This window comes from Priestia filamentosa, assembly GCF_900177535.1.
Classification (GTDB): domain Bacteria; phylum Bacillota; class Bacilli; order Bacillales; family Bacillaceae_H; genus Bacillus_I; species Bacillus_I filamentosa.
The window spans coordinates 24,097-45,558 of the sequence record NZ_FXAJ01000013.1 but is presented as its reverse complement, the minus strand read 5'-3'; the positions used below and the strand labels follow the sequence as shown (position 1 = coordinate 45,558).

Annotated in this window: 22 protein-coding genes; 14 read left to right on the top strand and 8 right to left on the bottom strand. The window is 35.4% G+C overall.

The window, feature by feature from the left end; genetic code table 11:
• Positions 1–203: 203 nt before the first annotated feature.
• The 5 genes from B9N79_RS24090 to B9N79_RS24065 all read left to right on the top strand — a co-directional run bounded on the left by B9N79_RS24090 (position 204) and on the right by B9N79_RS24065 (position 4,925).
• A complete protein-coding gene (locus B9N79_RS24090) occupies positions 204–1,388 on the top strand; it encodes a ParM/StbA family protein (protein ID WP_085119276.1) in 1,185 nt (394 codons plus the stop codon).
• 4 nt (positions 1,389–1,392) lie between these two features.
• Complete coding sequence (locus tag B9N79_RS24085) at positions 1,393–1,797, top strand: hypothetical protein (protein WP_063592759.1); 405 nt, start codon at positions 1,393–1,395, stop codon at positions 1,795–1,797.
• Positions 1,798–2,741: 944 nt separating this feature from the next.
• A complete protein-coding gene (locus tag B9N79_RS24075; RefSeq protein ID WP_411205689.1) occupies positions 2,742–2,960 on the top strand; it encodes a hypothetical protein in 219 nt (72 codons plus the stop codon).
• Between the two features lie 501 nt (positions 2,961–3,461).
• Entirely contained in the window at positions 3,462–4,472 is a 1,011-nt protein-coding gene (locus tag B9N79_RS24070) for a DUF3231 family protein (RefSeq protein ID WP_063592758.1), read from the top strand.
• Between the two features lie 6 nt (positions 4,473–4,478).
• Positions 4,479–4,925, top strand: a complete 447-nt coding sequence (locus B9N79_RS24065) for a hypothetical protein (protein ID WP_046218299.1) — start codon at positions 4,479–4,481, stop codon at positions 4,923–4,925.
• Positions 4,926–5,104: 179 nt separating this feature from the next.
• Here the strand turns inward: B9N79_RS24065 and B9N79_RS24060 are convergent, their stop codons facing one another.
• Positions 5,105–5,386, bottom strand: a complete 282-nt coding sequence (locus B9N79_RS24060) for an AbrB/MazE/SpoVT family DNA-binding domain-containing protein (RefSeq protein ID WP_019390879.1) — start codon at positions 5,384–5,386, stop codon at positions 5,105–5,107.
• Positions 5,387–5,563: 177 nt separating this feature from the next.
• Here B9N79_RS24060 and B9N79_RS24055 point away from each other — a divergent pair, with 177 nt between their 5' ends.
• Positions 5,564–6,226, top strand: a complete 663-nt coding sequence (locus B9N79_RS24055; protein WP_063592757.1) for a ParB N-terminal domain-containing protein — start codon at positions 5,564–5,566, stop codon at positions 6,224–6,226.
• A 530-nt stretch (positions 6,227–6,756) separates the two neighbouring features.
• On the opposite strand, the gene B9N79_RS24050 is transcribed toward B9N79_RS24055, so the two are convergent.
• The 3 genes from B9N79_RS24050 to B9N79_RS24040 are packed head-to-tail and all read right to left on the bottom strand — an operon-like array spanning position 6,757 to position 10,489.
• A complete protein-coding gene (locus tag B9N79_RS24050) occupies positions 6,757–8,103 on the bottom strand; it encodes an MFS transporter (RefSeq protein ID WP_063592756.1) in 1,347 nt (448 codons plus the stop codon).
• A gap of 46 nt (positions 8,104–8,149) precedes the next feature.
• Positions 8,150–9,679, bottom strand: a complete 1,530-nt coding sequence (locus B9N79_RS24045; protein WP_046218302.1) for an FGGY-family carbohydrate kinase — start codon at positions 9,677–9,679, stop codon at positions 8,150–8,152.
• A 33-nt stretch (positions 9,680–9,712) separates the two neighbouring features.
• Positions 9,713–10,489, bottom strand: a complete 777-nt coding sequence (locus B9N79_RS24040) for an SDR family oxidoreductase (RefSeq protein ID WP_046218303.1) — start codon at positions 10,487–10,489, stop codon at positions 9,713–9,715.
• Between the two features lie 217 nt (positions 10,490–10,706).
• Here B9N79_RS24040 and B9N79_RS24035 point away from each other — a divergent pair, with 217 nt between their 5' ends.
• The 5 genes from B9N79_RS24035 to B9N79_RS24010 all read left to right on the top strand — a co-directional run bounded on the left by B9N79_RS24035 (position 10,707) and on the right by B9N79_RS24010 (position 14,402).
• Positions 10,707–11,831, top strand: a complete 1,125-nt coding sequence (locus tag B9N79_RS24035; RefSeq protein WP_046218304.1) for an ROK family transcriptional regulator — start codon at positions 10,707–10,709, stop codon at positions 11,829–11,831.
• 308 nt (positions 11,832–12,139) lie between these two features.
• On the top strand, positions 12,140–12,574 hold the full coding sequence (locus B9N79_RS24025) for a DoxX family protein (RefSeq protein ID WP_046218306.1): 435 nt from the start codon (positions 12,140–12,142) through the stop codon (positions 12,572–12,574).
• Positions 12,575–12,751: 177 nt separating this feature from the next.
• Complete coding sequence (locus B9N79_RS24020; protein ID WP_046218307.1) at positions 12,752–13,174, top strand: helix-turn-helix domain-containing protein; 423 nt, start codon at positions 12,752–12,754, stop codon at positions 13,172–13,174.
• Positions 13,175–13,523: 349 nt separating this feature from the next.
• Positions 13,524–14,144: a hypothetical protein gene (locus B9N79_RS24015; protein WP_063592755.1), complete on the top strand. Its 621-nt coding sequence runs from the start codon at positions 13,524–13,526 to the stop codon at positions 14,142–14,144.
• Positions 14,145–14,180: 36 nt separating this feature from the next.
• Positions 14,181–14,402, top strand: coding sequence for a hypothetical protein (locus B9N79_RS24010; protein WP_046218308.1), 222 nt, complete (start codon positions 14,181–14,183; stop codon positions 14,400–14,402).
• A 1,820-nt stretch (positions 14,403–16,222) separates the two neighbouring features.
• Here B9N79_RS24010 and B9N79_RS26320 read toward each other — a convergent pair.
• The 3 genes from B9N79_RS26320 to B9N79_RS23995 form a co-directional block, all read right to left on the bottom strand.
• Entirely contained in the window at positions 16,223–16,360 is a 138-nt protein-coding gene (locus B9N79_RS26320) for a hypothetical protein (protein ID WP_167555151.1), read from the bottom strand.
• 15 nt (positions 16,361–16,375) lie between these two features.
• Positions 16,376–17,278 carry a permease gene (locus B9N79_RS24000; RefSeq protein ID WP_046218309.1) on the bottom strand — a complete coding sequence of 301 codons (903 nt, stop codon included), beginning with the start codon at positions 17,276–17,278 and terminating at the stop codon, positions 16,376–16,378.
• 93 nt (positions 17,279–17,371) lie between these two features.
• Positions 17,372–17,824: a MarR family winged helix-turn-helix transcriptional regulator gene (locus B9N79_RS23995; RefSeq protein WP_046218310.1), complete on the bottom strand. Its 453-nt coding sequence runs from the start codon at positions 17,822–17,824 to the stop codon at positions 17,372–17,374.
• A 199-nt stretch (positions 17,825–18,023) separates the two neighbouring features.
• Here B9N79_RS23995 and B9N79_RS23990 point away from each other — a divergent pair, with 199 nt between their 5' ends.
• From B9N79_RS23990 to B9N79_RS23980, 3 genes are read left to right on the top strand one after another with little or no spacing between them, the layout of a single operon-like run.
• The gene (locus B9N79_RS23990; RefSeq protein ID WP_046218311.1) at positions 18,024–18,323 is read left to right on the top strand and encodes a carboxymuconolactone decarboxylase family protein; all 300 of its coding nucleotides are present in this window, start codon (positions 18,024–18,026) and stop codon (positions 18,321–18,323) included.
• An 11-nt stretch (positions 18,324–18,334) separates the two neighbouring features.
• Positions 18,335–19,558: an ATP-grasp domain-containing protein gene (locus tag B9N79_RS23985; RefSeq protein ID WP_046218312.1), complete on the top strand. Its 1,224-nt coding sequence runs from the start codon at positions 18,335–18,337 to the stop codon at positions 19,556–19,558.
• Between the two features lie 2 nt (positions 19,559–19,560).
• The gene (locus B9N79_RS23980; RefSeq protein WP_046218313.1) at positions 19,561–19,842 is read left to right on the top strand and encodes an ArsR/SmtB family transcription factor; all 282 of its coding nucleotides are present in this window, start codon (positions 19,561–19,563) and stop codon (positions 19,840–19,842) included.
• A 28-nt stretch (positions 19,843–19,870) separates the two neighbouring features.
• Here B9N79_RS23980 and B9N79_RS23975 read toward each other — a convergent pair whose 3' ends face one another.
• Positions 19,871–21,124 (bottom strand): tetratricopeptide repeat protein, encoded by a 1,254-nt coding sequence (locus B9N79_RS23975; RefSeq protein WP_046218314.1) that lies wholly within the window; start codon positions 21,122–21,124, stop codon positions 19,871–19,873.
• Between the last annotated feature and the right edge of the window lie 338 nt (positions 21,125–21,462).

The following is a 21,462-nucleotide window of genomic DNA, read 5'->3' as shown; positions in this document are numbered from 1 at the left end:
ATATATATAATATTTATATAAATTTAAACCTACTAACGGAATTTTATATTTTTATGTATATTATATATATAAATTAGATGTATTGATTGTATAAATTACAGTTAATGCATCTTTTTATTTATAATTTATATAACAAGGGTTATTTATTTATATAATTTATGTTACAATATACATATATTATATATAAGGAGTGGGATTTATTAATGAAATTAATTCTTGCTAATGATATTGGAAATGACAAAATGAAGATTCTTGAACCAGGCATGAAAGGGGTAGTGAAAGTTCCAAGTGCTTATAAACGAATTAATCGAAAACCTTCGGTTCACGAAAATGATGTGAAAAAAAACGTAACAAATCTTATTGACCAATTACTTGTACATATTTCAAGCTCATCCATTCGTCGTGATGGTTTATACCTGATTGGAGAACGAGCGATTCAAACAACAGAAGGCGTTAGTAACATGGATATTGCAGTTCATGAGAAACATAGCAGTGATTTACCTTTAATTAACACGTTAGGTTATGCTGCGGCAAGAGTGGTACAAAAACACTATGAGGAAAAAGAGGAACTTCCTCAATCTCTAAAAGCAGAAGTGGGCATGAGTAGTGCCATTCCGGCAAGCCAACATAATGTAGAAACAGCAAAACAATTAGAAGAACGCTTTATGGGGACTTCTCATGTGGTGATTGTGTATGTTGGTCAAGAGCAAGTAACCGTAGAATTAGACTTCTCACAAGTAAAAGTCACAAAAGAAGGTATTCCGGCATTATATGCGATCTTTGAAGCGCCAAATGATATGTTTAAAGAGTTTTCTAAAGAATATGGATTGAAAAAGGTAGATGGTTCATATTTTATGAATTCGAAGATTATGCATATTGATATTGGAAGTGGAACAACGGAGTACATTTATTCTGTTGGTGTAAATCCTCAACCAGAACAATGCACAGGAGAAAGACGAGGAGTGGGCCATGCCGTTGAAGAAGCGATTCAATTAATGAAGGAAGAACGTAAAGGCCTAAACATTAACCGTCAGCAATTTGCGAAATACATTGAGCGACCAGATGAATACCCAAAAGATCATGATTTAGCTGTTCATTATTTACGTGAGGCTCGTATCAATCAGGTAGATTTCATTTTAGACGATGTAGAACGTAAATACACAACGACATTATCAAGTGAACCAGAATATTTGGCTTGTTATGGTGGGGGATCTATTGAATTTAAAGAAGATATGTATAAATTCTTAAAAGAATTTGCAGATTCTGTAGATGCGAAAGTCCTTTGGATCCCTGAACAATACGCAGTTGATATGAACGTGAAAGGATTAGATATCTTAAATCGCAACATGCTATTTACGGAAGAATACAAAGAAACTGTGGTGATGTAAGGATATGACGACTGAAAAAAAGAGAAAAACACAGTACAATTGGAAGTTCAAAAGCAATGAAACTGATGAGTTTTATGAGTGGTTTGAGAATCAAGATAATATTGCGCTCTCTTTACGAAAAATGGTGTACCATATCATTGAATTGTATGGGACGGATAGTGTTTTAGATCATCATGTCGATAAAGAAATGAGTCGGGATATGTTCATTTTAGAGGCTCTTAGAGGAAAAGAGGCCTTAACGGTGAAAGATAGTATTCTTTCAGGAGGATCTCCAAGAATAGATTCATCTATTCCGGAGAAACGGTCCTCCTCTGTACAAGAAGAACGTCCAGTAAGTGAAGAACCGAATAAACCAGAAGCCAAAAGTAAAGTCAATTATCAAGAGGTTAACCCGAAATCAATTTTTTGATAACTTTTAGGGAATAGAGTATAGCCCTCACATCATGTGAGGGCTATTTTTTGTAGAGAGATAAAATAAGTTGAATAAATAAAATGGAGGGATGCTTCCCTTTAAGGACTGAAAAAAATCCATTCAAGAATAGACTGACAGATTAAAGTTTTATATCAGAGACGTGAGGAGGTTAAATCAACTATCTTTAGATTTGGAAGTCTTAGCGCTTGATCTGTATTAAAATTCGATGGCAGCAGAAAGTGTAGATGGCGAGAGAAGTAAAGCAAAAACAAAGAAGGAAGAACTAGCAGATGAACTTGTTCAAACAATCTCTTTTGATTAAATTAAAACATCTCCGGGTCCAAAAAGATCATTTAAGAATAAGTAAGTTTATAGATTGTTAGTGGTCAACATCTAGCAAAAAGAATTCAAAAAGAAAAGGAACTCTGACGAAAAAGTGATTGGGGTTGAGGTGGAAAATCAGAGAGCTTTACGAAAAGAAATTGGTGAATAAAAAGCTGATATAGAGTCTCAAGTTGGGACAGAAAAAGCTGGAACGGAAGCTCAAATTTCATTAAAAGAAGATGAAATGCGGATGAAAGATAGGAGCATACAGCTCTATAAAGATGAGAAGAAAATGTTAAAAGAAAAGCTCAAAAAGTGGAAAGAAAAGAGCAAGGTCTTTACTAAAATTGAAAAAAGTCAGGTCGACCGTATATCGACACTAAGGTTTTTTGATATCGACACTACCTCAACAGTAGGTCGGCACTATATCAACACTTTTGGCTTTTTCGTGTACCCACGATTTTGTTAGGCTTTGCCTAACCCCACACGGTCCGTGGGGGCAAAAACCCCTTATGCTCTTCTAGCTTTTGAAATGTAGAGCACTGAATGTTGCGAGAGGAAGAATGAAATGGAGACTAAAGTGAGAAATATAGATCCAGTCGCATTGAAAAAGATTGATGAACTGGCAAAAGAAAAAGGAATTTTTGAAAGGTCAGCTTGAAATGCTGGCCTTTTTTCGAGAACAAACGACGCGAGAACGTCATCTAGAAAACCTCATTGATAAAAACATTGAGATGATAAAAAAGTGTTCTTATTTTATGGAGAGAAATGCCGAGTCCTTAGAAAAGTTACAACATAGTATTGAGACTGTGGTGGGAGAAATCGAAGAGTTGTAAAGGAAAAAGGGGAAGGAAGATGAGGGTATCTAAATTGCCACATTTCAATCCAAGAGTATAAAAAAGATTGGTATGTTGTGAAAGTGTATCAATCGTTTTCAATCAGGGAAAAATTAAAAAGTCGAGGGTACAAATACAGTTCTTTAGAGCAAGCCAACACGATGAGGATCGAGTCATATTATTATTTATGCGTCTCCAATTGCTACGATCATCGAGATTACTTGAAGGAAAATGGTTTTAGATGGAATGGTTACGGGGTGAAAAAAGCCTGAATGAAGAAAATCCCTACGCAATCTTTACAAAAAGAGGAGGCCATGCTCTTACATTTAGCTAATGTTAAGGTGAAAGTGGCAGCTGAAAAATAATAAAATTGTTTAATAAAAAAGGGAGCACAATAGCTCCCTTTTTTCATTCGGATTGAATATGGTAATTGGTTATTACTTATACTTTTTGTCTTTTCGGGAATTTTATACATAAGGATTGAATAGGAGGTTGTTTATTATGGAAGAACACGGAAAACAGATTAGACTTACAGCAGGAGAAATAGCTCAACTGTGGACTCAGTACATGAACGATACTTCAAGTATTTGTATGCTAACGTACTTTTTAGAAAAGGCCGAGGATGGAGAAATTAAACCTATCATTGAGTATGCTTTAGAGCAATCTCAAGCTCATATTCAAAAAATAACGGCCATACTTACGGAGGAAAAGAATAAAATCCCTCATGGCTTTAAGCTAGAGGAGGACGTAGATTTAACGGCTCCTAGATTGTTTTCTGACAGTTTTGTCTTAAATTTTATACACCAAATGGCTAAGATTGGACTTACTGCTTATTCAGCTAGTTTATCTTCCTCTACAAGGTCAGATATTACAAGCTACTATGAAGAATGTGTAACAGAGACCATGCAATTATATAAGAGGTCAAAGGATCTATTATTATCAAAAGGTTTATATGTTAGAGCTCCTTACTTTCCAAATCTAGAGCAAGCTGACTTTGTAAAAAAGCAAAGTTTTTTATGGGATATCTTTGGCGAAAAAAGATCTTTGACAGCTATGGAAGTGACGAATCTATATGCTAACCTTCAAAGAAATGGTTTAGGAAGTGCGTTTCTTGTTGGATTTAGTCAGGTCGCAAAGTCAAAGGAAGTCACACATTTTTTATTAAGAGGCTCAGATATTGCAAAAAAGAATATTAAAATACTTGGGGAGAAGTTAGCAGAAAGTAACCTCCCGATCTCCTCTACATGGGATGCAGATATTACAAAAAGTACAACCCATACCTTTTCTGAAAAACTCATGATGTTTTATACCTCTGCTTTAATTGCTTTAGGAGTTGGGTATTATGGTACAGCGATTGCTGAAAGTCCTAGAGTTGATTTGGGGGCTATGTATAACAGATTAACAATGGAGACACAGAAATATGCAGAAGATGGAAGTAACATTATGATCAAAAATGGGTGGCTTGAACAGCCTCCTATGGCTCCTGACAGAAAAGAATTGGCAAAGGGTTAAAACGATGTGGAGGCAAAAGAAAAGCTATTATGGAGCATTGCCCTACCCGGTTTTGGTCAAATCCTAAATGGTAAATTAATCAAAGGTATTTTCATCCTTTTTTTAGAAATTCTAATCAATGTGCAAGCTAATTTTAATGAAGTCATTATCTTAAGTTTTCATGGAGACATTGTATCTGCTATAGAACAAACCAATTACCCATGGTTAATGTTTTATCCCTGTCTTTATTTTTTTGCGATGTGGGATGCTTTTAAAGATGCAGGAGGAGGAAAAGAACCCTATTCGTTTCTTCCTTTTGTCTTTGGAGCTTATTTTGTAACGGTAGGATTAATTTACTCGTCTGATTTAAAGCTATTTGGTGTGTTATTTGGTCCTGTTTGGTTACCTATGCTTTTTTTGATTCCCGGTGTAGGAATAGGCTTATTAGGGAAATTAATAGCTAGGTTGGGATAGCAAGCCACACTGTTGCCTATAGATTCTTCTTAAAGTATTTCTGATCAAATCTTATTTCAAAGTAACATGAAAATCACATGGTAAAAGAGGCCTGAATTTTGCAATTAGTGGAGAAATAATGCAAAATTCGGGCCTGTCATCCCATCTACATCTACTCATTTATACTTGTCATTCATTTTTTAGACGTAAACGTCGATTTTTCCTACTTCTTTAGAAAGAATCTCGATTCCTTCTCGACTCAGTACTAGTTTTCCATTTGCTAATACCATATTGTCTTTAGATATTTTCCCCGTAATCATACACGCTTTATGATACTGATATTTTCTTAGAATGATCTGATCTTTGTCTACAAAGATTTCTAAAGGATCATTCTTCTCAATAGAAAGGTTTCTTCTTAGTTCCTTTGGTAGGACTACACGACCCAATTGATCGATTTTTCTCACGATTCCTGTACTTTTCAATTTAATAACACCTCTTTCCCTTTTACTTCTTTATTGTAGCAAACATGGAAAAAGGAGGAGTATAATAAAAATATGGTATATTATCATTTTCCTGGGACTTTTTTTATTTTGACTCTATTCAATTGTATAGAAGGGTATATATACTAAAATCATAGATAGAGAGAAGGAGGAAGAACGATGGCTCATAAAATTAGTGTAACTGGCTGTCCGACTAGCTCAATTCAAGACTATGGGAAGTACCTGGCTTTTGATATGGAGGAAAAGGGAAGTCCAAATGCACCAAAAGGGATTCCGTTTAAAAGTAATGAAATTACTTATACAGTTGTAGTGAGTCTTAAACAATTTAACAAATTAAATATAAGCCAGGAGGAATTTTCTCAACGACGCTTCCTTGTGCAAGGGGAACCATGTTTGGATATTCCGTTTGAACAATGTACAGGTGAGATCGGCGTTATTTGTATGCAGATACAAGAAATTGAGGACAAGGGAAAAGAGAAGGGACAACCGAAACAAACACCCAAAAAGGGTTCAAGAGCTAAAAAACAAGAGGAAAATAAACCTCAAGAAGAAAGTAAACAAAGGAAAGAGAAAAAGCAAATTCTTGTTCCGAAGGGAACGAGAGAATGGATGTCTTTAGAGGAAATTAAGGTTCCAGAGACCTTTCTTCAATTTACACCAGGAATAGCAAAACAAAAGGCAGTAGAAGAAAGTATTGAGCAGAATGGAACGGTGGATAAACCGATTATTATTGATCCAAATACACATGAACTGGTAGATAGTTATAGTCGTTATTTTGTAGCCAAGAAAAAGAAATTAGATCGTGTTCCTGTACACTATTAAAGGGAGTTCCTATATTTATTGAGTGCATAAACTCTCCCGTTTTCATGCACTCCTTTTGTGTTGGAGAGGGGAAGAGAGCCTGCTAAACCAACGATGTATAAAATCCTGTATATCTATAAAAAAGGGGGAATTTTGAACTCCTCGTCCCCAAGGGATAGCATTTCTGACATCACTCACGGTAAAAAGAGCGAATTGATCAGTTTCTTTTAAAAGTAAGTAATTTATCTTCATTGTTGGAGCAACTTATTGAATGTCGAAATATCATCAAGAGTCCAGTTGAGAGAGTTTAAAGACCTAAGAATGGAATAAATATAAAAAGGAACATACATATTCGTCCTACTAATTTGTATGTTCCTTTTTTCCATTCTGCCTTAATCATAATATTGTGCAAAAGAAGCAGTAATTTTGATAATGAATCTCGAATTATATTATAAAACCTTAAAATTCTTGCTTACTCAGATAATCAAAAACTTTGCGATGTTTAATTAGTATTAACTTCTTAAGATTTATAGTGCTTTACTTAATAAAGTTTATCGAATATTTTGAATCGGCGTTGTTTCCAATCGACGGCGTTCAAGTTCTAAGTCCATTTCTGTCCGTTTATCATCTAGTTTGTAGGGAATCATGGTGATTCCGATCAGTACACAGATGAATAGTGGTATCCAAATAAAGCTTATTTCAATATAATTTAAAGCGTTTACAGTTTGTTTTTCGTTTGGAACATAACCGCCTATTTTTAGTATCACTCCCACAAGTGCACTTCCAAGTCCTAAGCTTACTTTTACAAAAAATCCTTGGAAAGCCGCAATCATCCCTGCAATACTTCGATGATTTTTATACTCTGAATAATCAATAACATCTGGCTGAATCGCAAAAGTGGTGCCGAAGATGCCATAGATTCCAAGCCCGGTAATAGCCAATCCGGAAATTAGTAATACTGGTGATGACTTTCCAAAATAAATGACAAGATCTCCAACAATATAAATGACTGTACTTAAAAGCAACACATTTTTCTTCGGCATTCTCTTTTGTAGCCAGGGCAATATAAGCAGCATCGGTAGACCTGAGAGAATACCGAAAAGTCCTACAAACGTCAGCCAATCCGCATGGTCTAGATTATACGTGAAATAGTAGATAACGGTCGTATTCCTAATGACAAAAAGACCAAAATAGAGAAAGTTCAAGATAAAGAAAATAACGGCAGGGCCCGTCAACCCTTTAAAATCCTGTTTAAATGAGGATCTCCCTGGTTGAACGGTTGGCGGAACCACCTCTTTGGTATTCAGAAAGGTAAACACAAATACAAACACTGCGGCAATACCATAAACGGTCATCGTAATTAAATAACCCTTTTGGTTATCGCCTTGACCGAAGAAATTCACCATTGGAGTCGTAATTGACATGACTAAAGCCGTTCCAATTAACGCGCAAATCATACGAGTCGATACCAACCAGTTTCGCTCGTGGTTATCAGAAGTTAGCCTCGGTACAATCGTATTCAATGGGATATTAACCACGGTATAAGCAATATTCAACAAACAATAAGTGATATATGCCCAGAGAATCTTTCCTGACATACTAAAATCCGGGACGATAAAGGTCATGATGGTAAAGGCAGCAAACGGAATGGCCCCGATTATGAAGTAGGGTCTTCCTTGTCCCCATCTAGTACGAGTCCGGTCAACCAATAATCCCATACCGGTGTCGGCAAAGGCATCAATGATTTTGGTTACTAACATTAAGGTACCGGCAACAGTTGCGGTAATTCCAAAGACATCTGTATAAAAAAACAACAGATAAGACGCCATTGTACTAAATACGAGGTTGCAGGCGAAGTCGCCCGCCCCGTATCCAATTCTTTTTTTCCATTTATTCATCTCTATCACATATCCTTTTCTTAAATTGGTAAAGCATATGCTCAAATCATCTTGTAGAAAGTTTTGTCAACGCTTTCATATTAGACTTTAAATTATGATAGATAGATTTATAAACTTGGTAATAGTCATTATATTTCTTATGATTCTCTTTATCAGGCATAATTTTCTGATCAAGAACTTGCCATTTCTTCACATCTTCATAAGAAAGAAGACCTGTACCAATTCCAGCAAGCATAACATCGCCCATATTTGCTTCTACATCGTGAATTGGGCAAACCACTGGATAGCCAGTGACATCGGCAAAGATTTGTCTCCACAATTTTGATTTTGTAACGCCTCCGGCGAGTAATATATATTCACCTAAATTTTCTCCAGTCGCTTCAATAGCATCTCGTAAGGAAAAGGCAACCGCTTCCAAAAAGGCACGATAAATATGAGCCTTTGTATGTGCCAATGATAGCCCCACGATAGTCCCTTTTGCATCGGAATCCCAAATAGGGCTTCTTTCCCCCATAAAGTAAGGAAGGACAATCAACCCATCACTCCCAACAGGAATGTCTGTGGCCTGCCTATTTAACACCTCATAGGCGTTCTTTCCGCCCGTTTTTTCTACTTCCAATTCATATTGACACAATGTTTGACGAAACCATTTTACAATCGCTCCAGCTGTAGCACCACCGGCAAAATGATAAGAAAGTCTTTTCGCATCATATAAATAAGGCCAGACAATCAAATCCTTGCCTTTCACTGGTTGATCGGAGATTAAGGCTGCGCACATCGAAGTTCCTATGGCCGCGGCATACCTACCAGATTCAAATACGCCAAGTCCAATATTGGCAGCACCACAGTCGATCCCACTGGCGACAACAGGCATTGCCTCTGAAAGGCCCAGCTCCGCCGCGGCTTCTTCTGTCAATCCACCGACAATATCTGTTGATTCCACGATTTTCTCCGGCATCATCGATAGAGGAATTCCCATGGCATCCATCATTTCCTCAGACCAGGTTCGGTTATTCATATCGAAAATTCCGCCGATATTTCCTGCAGAGGAATAATCAATAGCAATCTCTCCGGTCAGTTTATAAATCACATAATCATTCGGTGGGAGAAATAGTTTAGTTTTCTGCCAATTTTCCGGTTCATGATTTTTCATCCATAACATTTTGGTATAGCCATAATAAGGATCAGCGCCATTATGGGTAACTTCGCGGAGTTTTTTTTCTCCAATATGATCTAAGACCCACTTTGTTTCCGGTTCTGCTCTTCGGTCCATCCAAATCATGCACGGCCTAACGGGTTCCATTTTTTCGTCCAATGGAATTCCTGAACCTCCATATAGCCCACTAATGGCAATCCCACGGATTTGTTCTGCGGGTATTCCTGACTTTTGTACCGTGTTTTTAATCGATGTTTTCGTTGCATTCAGCCATACATCGGGCCACTGCTCCGCCCATAATGGCTTTGGGGTTAACACATCATATTCCTGTAAATCTTGAGCAATCAGATTACCTTCTGTGTCCATTAGGATTGTTTTGGTACCGGATGTTCCGATATCTGTACCGAGTAAGTAATTCATTGAGAGGTCCTCCTAAGTCTATTTATTAATCTATTAAATGCTAGTGAAAGCTCCATCGATGACAAAGTCAGATCCTGTAGTAAAGCTACTAGTGTCTCCTGCCAGATAAACACAAATGGACTGTAGTTCTTCTGGTCTCCCCATCCGATGAAGCGGTGCCATTTCATTCCACTGTTTGATTAATGGTTGTAAGCTTGGAGAATTTAAGGTAAGTTCTGTACCAATATATCCTGGACTAATACAATTTACCCGCACATTTCTTGATGCCCACTCCACTGCGAGCGACTTGGTTAGCTGGATGACGCCTGCTTTAGAGGCATTGTACGAGCATTGTGGCTGCGGTACATTCACAATATGTGCTGACATCGATGCGGTATTAATAATCGAACCACCACCTTGTTTTAACATGACTTTTCCAGCTGCTTGGGCTGTTAGAAATACACCGGTAAGATTAATATCAATGACTTTTTTCCATTGTTCAAAGGTCATGTCCTCTGCTGGTACATTCAAGCAGACTCCCGCATTACAAAAAGCAACATCTAAACGACCAAATGCTTCTAGTATGGTTTCAATCATGGCATCTACATCTATTGGATTGGTAACATCTGCTTGGATGGCAATTGATTTAATCCCATTATTTTCTTCAAGTTCCTTAGCTGTCTTTTTGGCCTCCTCAATATCCAAGTCCACAATCGCTATATCTGCTCCTGCTTCAGCGAAAGCGATTGCAACGCTTTTGCCAATACCCCTTGCTCCACCTGTTACAAAAATTTTCTTTCCGTCTAATCTCATTTTTTCAATAATCCCCATATTTCCCATCCCTCTTTTATTAAGGTATTTTGTAAAACTATTTTATAAAATATATTTATATAATAAAGTTATTTTCCCTGGTAGTCAATAAGTACAAAATTTAAAATTGGCAGATACCTTTTGACAAAGCTGTGATTGTATCTGCTCCTGTGATATATTTAAAGAGTTAAGGTAAATATTTTTATAAAATTAGTTTATAAAATGGGGTATTTTTTCCATGGATAATAGCATTACGTTTAAAGATATAAAAAAGAGCAATTACTCATCGATTTACCACCTTATTTTTCAAAATGAGAAGCTTTCGAAACAAGAAATTGCCAATCAACTTCATTTAAGTTTACCGACGGTCACCCAAAATCTGGTTCGTTTGGAAAAAGAAAAATTGATTGAGAAGAGTGGGCAGCTTGAATCTTCTGTAGGAAGGCGTGCAGCTGCTTATGCCGTTTGCCCTCAGGCTCGAATTAGCATTGGAGTAGAGATTCAGAGGAGGAACGTACAAATTGTGGCCATTGATTTACGCGGTCATGCGTTTCAACAAGAGAGACTAGCAATGGATTATTCCGATGAAGATCGTTATTATAAAGAGTTAAGCCAAGCTGTACAATCTTTCATCTCATCCCTCGATGTGATAGAAGAGCAGATTCTAGGTATTGGTTTTGCCGTACAAGGATTAACGTCCCATGACGGAAAAAAGATCACTTACGGAAAAATATTAATCTCTACAGGATTAGGTATTGAAGTGTTTTCACAGTATCTCCCTTATCGATGTATGTTTTTACATGATGCCAAGTGTGCGGCTATAACAGAGTTGTGGATAAGAAATGATATTGGCGATGCAGTCTATCTATCGATTGGTCCGCACCTTGGGGGTGCAATTATCATAAATAATCAAATTTATATGGGAAAAGAAGGACATAGTGGAACGGTTGAACATATGTCGGTAAATCCTAATGGTCCTGCTTGTTATTGTGGGAAAAAAGGATGCATGGAAACGTTTAGTTCTGTTAATGCACTTCTAGAGGAAGATGAGACATTAGATTTCTTTTTTCTACAGGTACGTTCCAGAACCTCTTCTTATGTGAAGAGGTGGAATTCTTTTTTGGATTATTTAGCCGTTTCAATCAATAATATCCATCTTGTTCTAAACAGGGAAATTATTCTAGGCGGTCATCTATCTCCTTACTTAATGGAGGAAGACATCAAAATTCTTCATGAAAAAGTAAATGAAAAAACCGCATTTCCTAGCAATGACCCATTTATTTATATCAGCCGTTCACCGGCAAATGGGGTACCTATTGGTGCTGCTATACCGTTTATTCAATCATTTTTGAATGAAATTTAATAGGGAAGACAAAACACAACAATGGTTTTCACCACTAAAGTGTAATTTATCTTTAGGAGTACTCCATAAACAGAAAGTACTTTCAAGGATAAATAGTCATAAAAAATATAGTAACGATAACAAAGGGAAAGCCTGCATTAAAAATATGCAGGCTTTTTTACTTACTCAATATGTTATTCTTTAGTATCTACCTTAATTCAGGTGATTTTCGATAACAAAGATTATGTGAACTATATATGAATAGAATACGCATTTAAAAATAAAGTAGTATCATTAGGCAAATAGATTGTTAAGAGGGGGAAATCTCAATGGCTCCATTTATCATCCTGATCTCATCATTTTTGATTTTGCGCCTAATCGGTGTTTTAGGAATAGCCTATTTTGACAGATGGGAAACTTCTCTACAGAGTGCCGTTGCCCTGATGTTCTTATTTACAGCGACGGCTCATTGGGGAAGGAGACGTCTTGATCTTATCAAAATGGTACCTCCGAGTGTGCCAAATCCAGCGCTCATGGTGACCATTACCGGAATACTTGAGATCATTGGTGCTATAGGTTTACTGATTCCGTTTACCTCAAATATTGCTTCAATTGGTTTGGCATTGCTACTTATTATTATGTTTCCAGCTAATATCTATGCTGCAAGAAAAGGAAGCACAATTGACGGAAAGCCTACTACTCCTTTATTTCTTCGAACTATCTTACAAATCATATTTTTGACAGCTGTTATTTTGGCTGGATGAAGTTTTTAACAGTTTTTTATTATGGGAACTGTGTTATAAACCAAGGAATTTTAACTTCCTAGAATGAGGGTTATATAAAGCTCTGGAGCTTTGTAAACCATCAGTTTACGTATTTTCACCAATAGTTTATAGTCATCTTCTCCCTATTGTTATAAAGTGGAAGTGAGAGGTGAAAAGATGAATTTAGGTGAACAGTTAAAAAATTTGAGAGAGCAGTATAATATGAGTCGTGAAGAACTGGCCCAACAAATGAATGTATCAAGACAAGCCGTCTATAAATGGGAAACAAATAAGGGCTACCCTGATATTGATAACTTAATTAGATTGAGTGAATTGTATAAAGTTACACTTGATGAACTGATTAAAGGTGATTCGTCATTTCAAAAAAAAATAGCAATTGACGAAAAAAAGAAAATAGGAAACGATTTATCAGATCCTGGTTTTTACCTAGGCATTATATTAGTGTTTGTGGGACTTTTCCTAGATTTAGGTTCCCTGTCAGCCGGTGTTACAATATTGGGACTCCTAACAATGTGCTTTTATGATGATTTTAAGCAGATATTTTGGAATATAAAACGAGACTTTAAGCAAGAAAAGTAAAGGTAGAAAGGCTTTAAGAAAAATTAAAGCCTTTTTTGGTGTCTATAAGATGTATTATGTAAACTAGGGATGTATAGTTTATACATATTTAGACTGCAAAACCGCCCCATCATCCGTCCTAAATGATTTCTCTTATTCTATATAAGCTGACAATAGTAAGACCGTGGGGCTAGCCCCACCACCCCAGCCTCACTCTCGATACCTGATGAGGTAAAAAAATTACTAAGTATACCTCCTTTTTATATTTAAAAGAAAGGACAATAATTTTTAATTCAAGAATCACCCTTTAATTAACTTATTTGTATATGTTACACTTAATATATATATAATTTGGAAGTGAAGTATTATAATGGAAAAAGCGTTTAAAAAGGGGTTTTTATCTCTACTAGCTTTAATGTTAGTTTTTTTATCTGTAGGGCCTTCAGCTAGTGCAGTATCAATGTCGAAGAGTGAAGAAAATGAACAAGTAGATGAATTAGCAGAGGATCTTGAATTCCTAATGGAAGAAGCTGCGATTTATGATTCAGAAAATAATGTAGTAGGATTTCATTTTGATAAATTAGAAGATAGATTTGGTGAAGTAGAAGAACTTAAAATGCTTCAGCAAGAAATTGAATCTTCCAGCTGTGAACTTGTAGAAACAACAACTACAGAAACTAATTCTGTACAACCATTAGCAGCTAAAAAAACTTGGAAAGGTTGTATGATAGATTCTTTAAAAGACCATTTTGGAGTAGCTATTATTGAAGTAGCTATGACTGGAGGTTTATGGGCTTATTTAGAACAGAAAGCATATAAAGAAGCAGCGAAGCTCTTAATTAAAATTGGTGTGGGTGGAAATGTGATTGGTTTAGCAGCATTTTTGACTTATTATTCTGCTAAATGTTTAGAAGGTGTTGGCCCTTGGGCTAGTAATACTATTGAAATGGATGATTCTATTTCAAACAAAAACCTTTATGGTATAGTGTAAACATAAGGTAAAGTACCCAAAGTAAGGATGATTACAATGGCAAAAGAAAAATTATACTTTTTGGGATATTTTCTATTATTCCCAATAATTTTTATGATTAGCTTTTTCTTATGGCGCTTTGTTATCCAAGGTAATGATATATGGATGGTTTTAACAGATTCTTTATCGATTTTAGGATTATACTATTTAATTACGAGTATTTTCTTTAGCTTCTTTGTTAATAAACAATCTAAAGAAAAGAATGGTGCTAATCTTTAAATCGTATTGCCAGTAAGGTGTATATTTTATTCGTTTTCTAGTTTTAGAAGGTTTTCTAAAACCAGGTCTTATTAAAAATTTAAGACTCCCATTCTAAGGGGGTCTTTTTATTTTGTCCTAGTTTAAAAAACTAGGACAAAATAAACCTCTTTAAAGAGGTTGAAGAGTTAACTAGGTTTGTATAGGTATACATTTAATCAAATATCACATTTTCCCTTTTTTAGATTCTTTAATTAGGACAAGCTTTTTATTGTACATATATTACTTATGAAAGGAGGAATGACTAATGGGTAAAAAGAAAGGTAATGATTCTTCCCCCTTTATGAATTGTAATCGGAATGTTTGTCCTAATCGATTTGATTAAGTCAGAAGGATATTTACAGGGTGCGAACTATTAAGGGTTACAGAGTTTAATAATGAGTTCTTTAAAAGATTTAGACGGTTTCCTACAAGCGCTGAAAGAAGAGGCGTTGAGGAAAGTTGCATAGGTATTTCAGATATAGATCCTTTGGAATTATTTTCTAAAACTAGGACTTATTAAAATTGCTGACTTAAAGTCATCATATAACTTAGAAGGGCACCTAATTGTTTAGATGTCCTTTTTTATTTTACTTAGAAAGAATTGTGTACCTAAAGAGGGCCTAACTTTTTTTCATTTCCGATAACATTCATTATGGTGCGACAAGAAGTCGCTTTTATATAGTGTGGCTCACGCCACTGGTTTAGACGCAAAAACTATCCCCGTCCAAAACTGCGGGCCTGGTAACGGGTTCGTGGGTTGCATGCGGAAATGCGGAAACAGAGAGTCAGTGCACGACTCGGAACACTGCTAGGGGAAGATGAGTATGGTGAACATTAGTGAAGGTTTGTAAGCTTCGTAAATGTTAGCTCAGGATAGTGCACAGAGTTGCCTGGGTATTGGCAAGAGGAAAAGCAGATTCATAATGCTGCTGTGATGCGTCCCGCATCTTGCCCGGAGTAAAGAACCCACCTAACCTCGTCGTATCTATAAGATGCGGAACTTGGTAAGCCCTTTGTTATCTGTGTAAACAGTAGGATGACTGCAAAGTCAAACAATGTGATAGAGGGTAAAGGATACGAGAGAAAGCGAATGCCATTATCTCGAAAGAGAACAGAAAAGCAGGAAACTGTATAACTGGATGGATACTATCGTCCTTGCGGACAAACCCATGATAGGCCCGAAAGGGAGCTGACTTCTCGTTGGTCTCTCGTAGGCACATAAGGTTGTGGCTATCTTTTGACGAAAGAAACGTACTGTTATGTATACCTCCGTTTGGAGCGTCGGCGTGCGTTTTACTTACCTCTATGGTATGTGATGAAGATACGACAGCAAATGGACCTGCAATGGGAGGCTTGAGCCGATGTGTCTTGAAAGGGACTTGCACGGTTCTTAGGGGAGGAGGGGGCAGTGATGCCCCTAACTTACCCGACTTAACTAGTCATTGTTAAATTATCTTTTTAAAAAAAGATCCCTTTGTTTATTGATAGCTAAAGATTAGAATGGGGAAATACATTACTAGGTATAACTTAAGATTAATTTAATAAAAAACATCTGCCTAAGGAGGCAGATGTCATGTTTATTGAATTAATTCTTATTTTAAAAGGTGTTAACAACAAGGAGCGCAACAATCATTCCTTGATTGAAATAAACCTAACTTTTTAATTAAAAGATTCTTAATGCGTAAATAAACTCCTGGATTAACTAATAATTGATCGTGTTTATGAGTTTCTAACGAGGTATTATTAATAAGATATTGTTCTTGTAGAATCACAAACTCTAATTCGTATCTCACAATTAGTTACTCCTTTTCTTTTTTTGTATTTTCACTAGTTTGAGTTGAACAACACTTATTCTCTTCTTCTTTAACTTCCACAATTTCAATTTGGCAACAGTCTTTTTCCTTTTTGTTTCCTTTAAAAATTGATAATAAACCCATATTAATTGTCCTCCTTTAAAGTTCAAAGATTAAGAATAGATAACCTGAGAAAGTAGCCATTAAAAATACGGATACAACAAATGCCCCAACCAGTTTCTTTCTAAAAATACTCTTTAGCATAATGAGTTCAGGTAAACTTGCGCCTGCACCTCCGATTAGTAAAGCCATAGTAGGTGCAAGAGGGAAGCCGTTTACAAGTAATGCTTGAGCAATGGGCATCATTGTTGATAAGCGAATATAGAGGGGAACGCCTATAATAGCTGCTAAAGGAATTACCCACCACTGATTTTGATCTGAAATAAAGGTTAAAAAGTTTGTTGGTACAGCTTCTTTTATGATAGCTCCTATAAAAGCTCCAATTAATACATAAACAAGTACTGATCGTATAAGATCTACGGTCTCTTTAATAGATTCTTTGAGGTTTAGTATAATGTCTTTTCTTCTAGCTTGATCCTGTTCGGGAAGAGCACCTTTCACTATTACATTTTTAACCTGTTCCTTATAATTGTTTTTATCTAGGTACCAGCCGATAAGCATGGAGAAAATAAAGGTAGCAACAGTGTAAATAATCGTAACTTTTACACCATAAATATAAGCCATTAATGCTAAAATCCATGGGTCTAACAAAGGTGAGGTAAATAAGTAAGTCATGGCTGCTTGGAACGGTATGTTACGATTGAGCATTGTAACAAGTAATGGAATAGTAGAACAAGAACAGAAAGGTGTAATAAACCCTAATATTGCTCCCGCAAGATTTCCTAGAAGAGGGTTCTTCCCTCCCATCCACTTTTCAAGTTTTTCAAACGGCACGTAGGCCTGAATGAAGCTAATTAAGAATGAAATACCAACAAATAAGACCAATAAATTTTTACTCAGAGATAGAAATTCCAATAGAATTTTAGTGACAACCTCTGGCATTAAAATCCCCCCTCTTAATGTATATGAATGTTAAAACTATGTATGTTATCAATAGTTGTAAAATACAACTATTGATTTTAAAAAAAGGAGGGCTCAACAGCAACTGCTGTTTTGCATAGCCTCCAGAATTAAATCAATACTTTCTAAAACTTGCCCACGTTTATCTTGAGGAACATTAGAAAGAATCTCCTGAATGTAAACATTCATTTGACCCGCAATATCATTTTCATATCGTTCTCCCTCAGGAGTTAACGTAATAGCAATATACCTACGATCGGTGGATGAAGGTGTACGATTTACTAAATTTCGTTCTACAAGTCCTTGAATATGACGACTTAATGTACTGTTATCAAGACCAAGAGACGAAGATAATTCATTTAAAGACGGTTTGCCTGAACGTTGTACTTCAAATAAGATATGGCTTTGGATTAAGGAAACTCCACAGCATTGAGCTCCTTCTTTCTCAAGTAAACCAAAGCGTCTAATTAAAATTTGGAGCATTTGACGAAATTGATAAGATTCTTTTCCTACTTCTACGTTGTTCATTATTTATCACCATATTTTGTATTTGCTTGTTGAAACAATTGTAAAATACAACTATTTCGTTTGTCAATAAAACATCAAATGTTTTTTCAGAATTTTTGGTTGACTCATTATACAATTGATTATATTATCTAATTAACATAAATAAACATTTTTACTTAAAATGAAAAAATGTTAAAAAAGTTAAAAGGAGAGGTTGAGAATGTTAGCGTTAAATCCAGATTTAAATTCTTACTTTGATAAATTCTTTAACGAATCAATTGAAGGAGGCTCTCTTCCAGAAAGAGAAAAGGTTGTAGCTATTATCACTTCTGCTACTTTACTTAACGATCAAGAAACGTTAAAAAATGCAGTGTTAACAGCAAAACAGTTAGGTTTCACAAATGAAGAAATCGGACAGGTGACAGCAATTGCTATAGCTGTTAGTTCTCAACAATTAAAAAATACACTTGAGGTTAAAACGCCTGAGGATAACACTTCATCCTCTACATGCTGTCAATAAGGGGGAAGAAAATGAATACTCCATTTGTTATATTGGTAAGTCCAAGAGACGATGAAGTGAAAATTGTAAAAGAGTTTGGATATAGAACTATTTTATTAAGAAAAGAAATCCCTTTAACTGAAATATTTGAAGTTGATATGCCTATTGAAATTGATTTAAATAATGAAGAAATGGTATTAGAGAGATGTTTAGAGTTGAAGGATAAGTATAATATCGTTTCCGTATTTACTATGAATGAATATCGTATTCCATTAGCGTCTAAGATAAGTGAAATGCTAAAGCTGGATTACTCATTACCCTATAAGGCAGCTGTGGCTTGTAGAAATAAGAAAATAGCGAGAAACCAACTAAACCAAGCCAATGTAGGATTAGTTCATTATCAACTTGTGAGTTCTCAGGAAGATTTATTGGCCAACAGTAACCATATTAAATTTCCTGTCATTGTGAAGCCCTCAAATGATTCAGGCAGTAGAAATGTATATTTGTGTCAGGATATTGAGGAAGTATCAATAGCAGTTCAAACTATTTTACGTAGTTCAGAAAATATAGTGGGACAGTCTATTGATTCAGAAATCCTTATTGAAGAGTTTTTAAGTGGACCTGAATTTAGTGTTGAAGCTTACACGGTTCATGGTCATACGACTATCCTAGGTATCACAAAGAAAATCGTGACACCTCATCCTTTCTCAATTGAAGTGGGTCATGATTTTCCAGCTCAGTTAAATAGTGATGAGGAAGCATCTATTCAAGAGTTAGTTAAAGAGAGCCTTAATGTCATTGGAGTAGATTTTGCCGTTACTCATACAGAAGTTAAGTTGACAAAAGACGGACCAAAAATAGTTGAGATTAATGCGAGACCTGGAGGCGATGAAATACCTGAACTCGCTAAAGCTGTTACTGGCATTGATCTTAAAACGTTAGCTTTCTATGTTACTTTGGGTAAAGGAATCGATTCTCTCTCGTTATCTTCACCTATTGCTTCTTCGGCGTCTATTCGTTTTCTCCTCGCTAATAAGGCCGGTAAAGCTGTATTTAATAAAGATTTTAACTCGTCTTATATTAAGCAGAAGAAGTGGTATATCCAAAATGGTGACACCGTTCCAAAAACAGAAAGTAATTTTAATCGTTTAGGATACTTTATTATTCATGGGGATAAAGATACTTCTTCAACTGAGGTCGCAAACTCTGTACAAAAGTATTTAGATGTAACGATTCAACAACCTTTGGAGACTTAAAAATGCTTACATACTATGAGAGTAAACTTCGTACTCTTGGTGATAAAATAAGGTTGGAAATTATAAGAGAAATGTATCAACATGAAGAATTGAGTGTCTCTGCGTTACAAGGAAAGTTGCAAATTTCTCAGTCAAAACTTTCTTATCATTTAAAACAACTATTTGATGCTGGATTTATTCGTCGCTTGGAAAGAGGTACATGGTCTTATTATCAAGTGAACGATGAAGAAATTAAACGTATAATCTCTCCATCTGTTTATGAGGAGATTATAAAAAGACAGTGAGCATGGTTCAACTCACTGTCTTTTTATATTAGAAACATTCTTTGTAGAAATCTGAAGCTTTCTGATAATCTCCTATAGAAAAATATACGTCAGCAACCTTCTTACAAAGATGATCACATGATATCGACTGCGTTACAAGAAAATCTTTTGCCCTGTTATAGTGCTTTAATGAATCCTCTATATCCGATAACTTAAAGCAAATATCCCCTAAAAGCTCAAGTGCTTGAGCTGTATGTTTATTAACGTCTTCCATCTGTAAAACGTCATGACATATAGAAGATGCTTTATCGTATTCCTCCTGTAAGTAGTAAACCCTAGCAAGTTCTACTTGAACATTCATAATTTCACTTTCTTTAGAGCCAACACTCTTGTAAATGTTTATGGCTGTTCTTAAATAGAGATCTGCTTGGTGATACTCTTTCTTATAGGAGGAGAGAATACCTAAGTTCGTATAAGTACCAGCTTGGTAGTATTTATTCTTACTAAGCTTAAAAAAGTTCAGAGCTCTCTCATAAGCATCTTTTGCTCCCTTATAACGTTTTAATTGCATGTTACAGATTCCCATTGCCATAAAGATTTCACCAGACTTATAGTAAGTACCCATCTTATCATTTAGGTCACTTGCTTCCTGGAGAAAATTGATTGCTGAGTAGTACTCCTTTAATTTGCCATGGACTATTCCTAGATTAACAAGGATAGATACACGTATCACTCCTTGAATTTGATCGTAAATCATAATTCGATAAGCCTTATTAAGAAGGTTAAGGGCTATTTCATTATTGTTGATTTGACTATGTACATAGCCTAGCGAATCTAAGGATCTTAACATTTCATTTGTATGTTTACTACTCTCTAACTCTGTTATGCTCTCTTCGAAAAAGGCCAGAGAGTGATTGTAATCCTTTTTATGCTCATAGTACTTACCATGAACCCACAATAAAATTCCTCTATCATAGGAATTTAATTCTTTATGAACTAAATAATCCTTCTTTTGAATAAAACCTTCTACTTTTTCATAAGAATTAGATTCTATTTGATTTTCAGCTGTTTTAATTTCTTTCTTAACTTGTGATAATAATAAATCCTTATTTTCTATCGTTTTAAAGAAAGTATCAACTGAACAATCTAGTTTAAGGCTCAATTTTTCTAATATATCAAAAGATGGTTGAACTAGTCCCTGTTCAATCTGGCTTAGATAGCTTCGAGTTATGATGCCTTTAGATAATTCTTGTTGTGTTAACTTTTTTTCTTTTCTTAATTCCTTTATGCGTTGACCTAACATTTGGTCACCCCACCCAATCTTCTCTCTTTAACTTTTTATTCAGTATTATCTAACTCTATTATTAACAATTTTGAACAAAATGTAAATATTTAATTAAATGTTCAGAATATGTTGACAAACTTTTCCTTGTCCATTACTATTTACTTAACAAATTAAACATTTTAACAATAAACAAACAAATGTTAACTAATGTTATTAAAAGGGTGTGAAGCTTATAACCTAGAATAAGAAATGAAGTGCTATCTAATAGTCTGTCTTTATCTCTTTAAGTAAAAGGTAATCAGCATTAAAGAAGCTTTGGAATCATTCGATATTAACAATCTTTAGATGGAATTTAA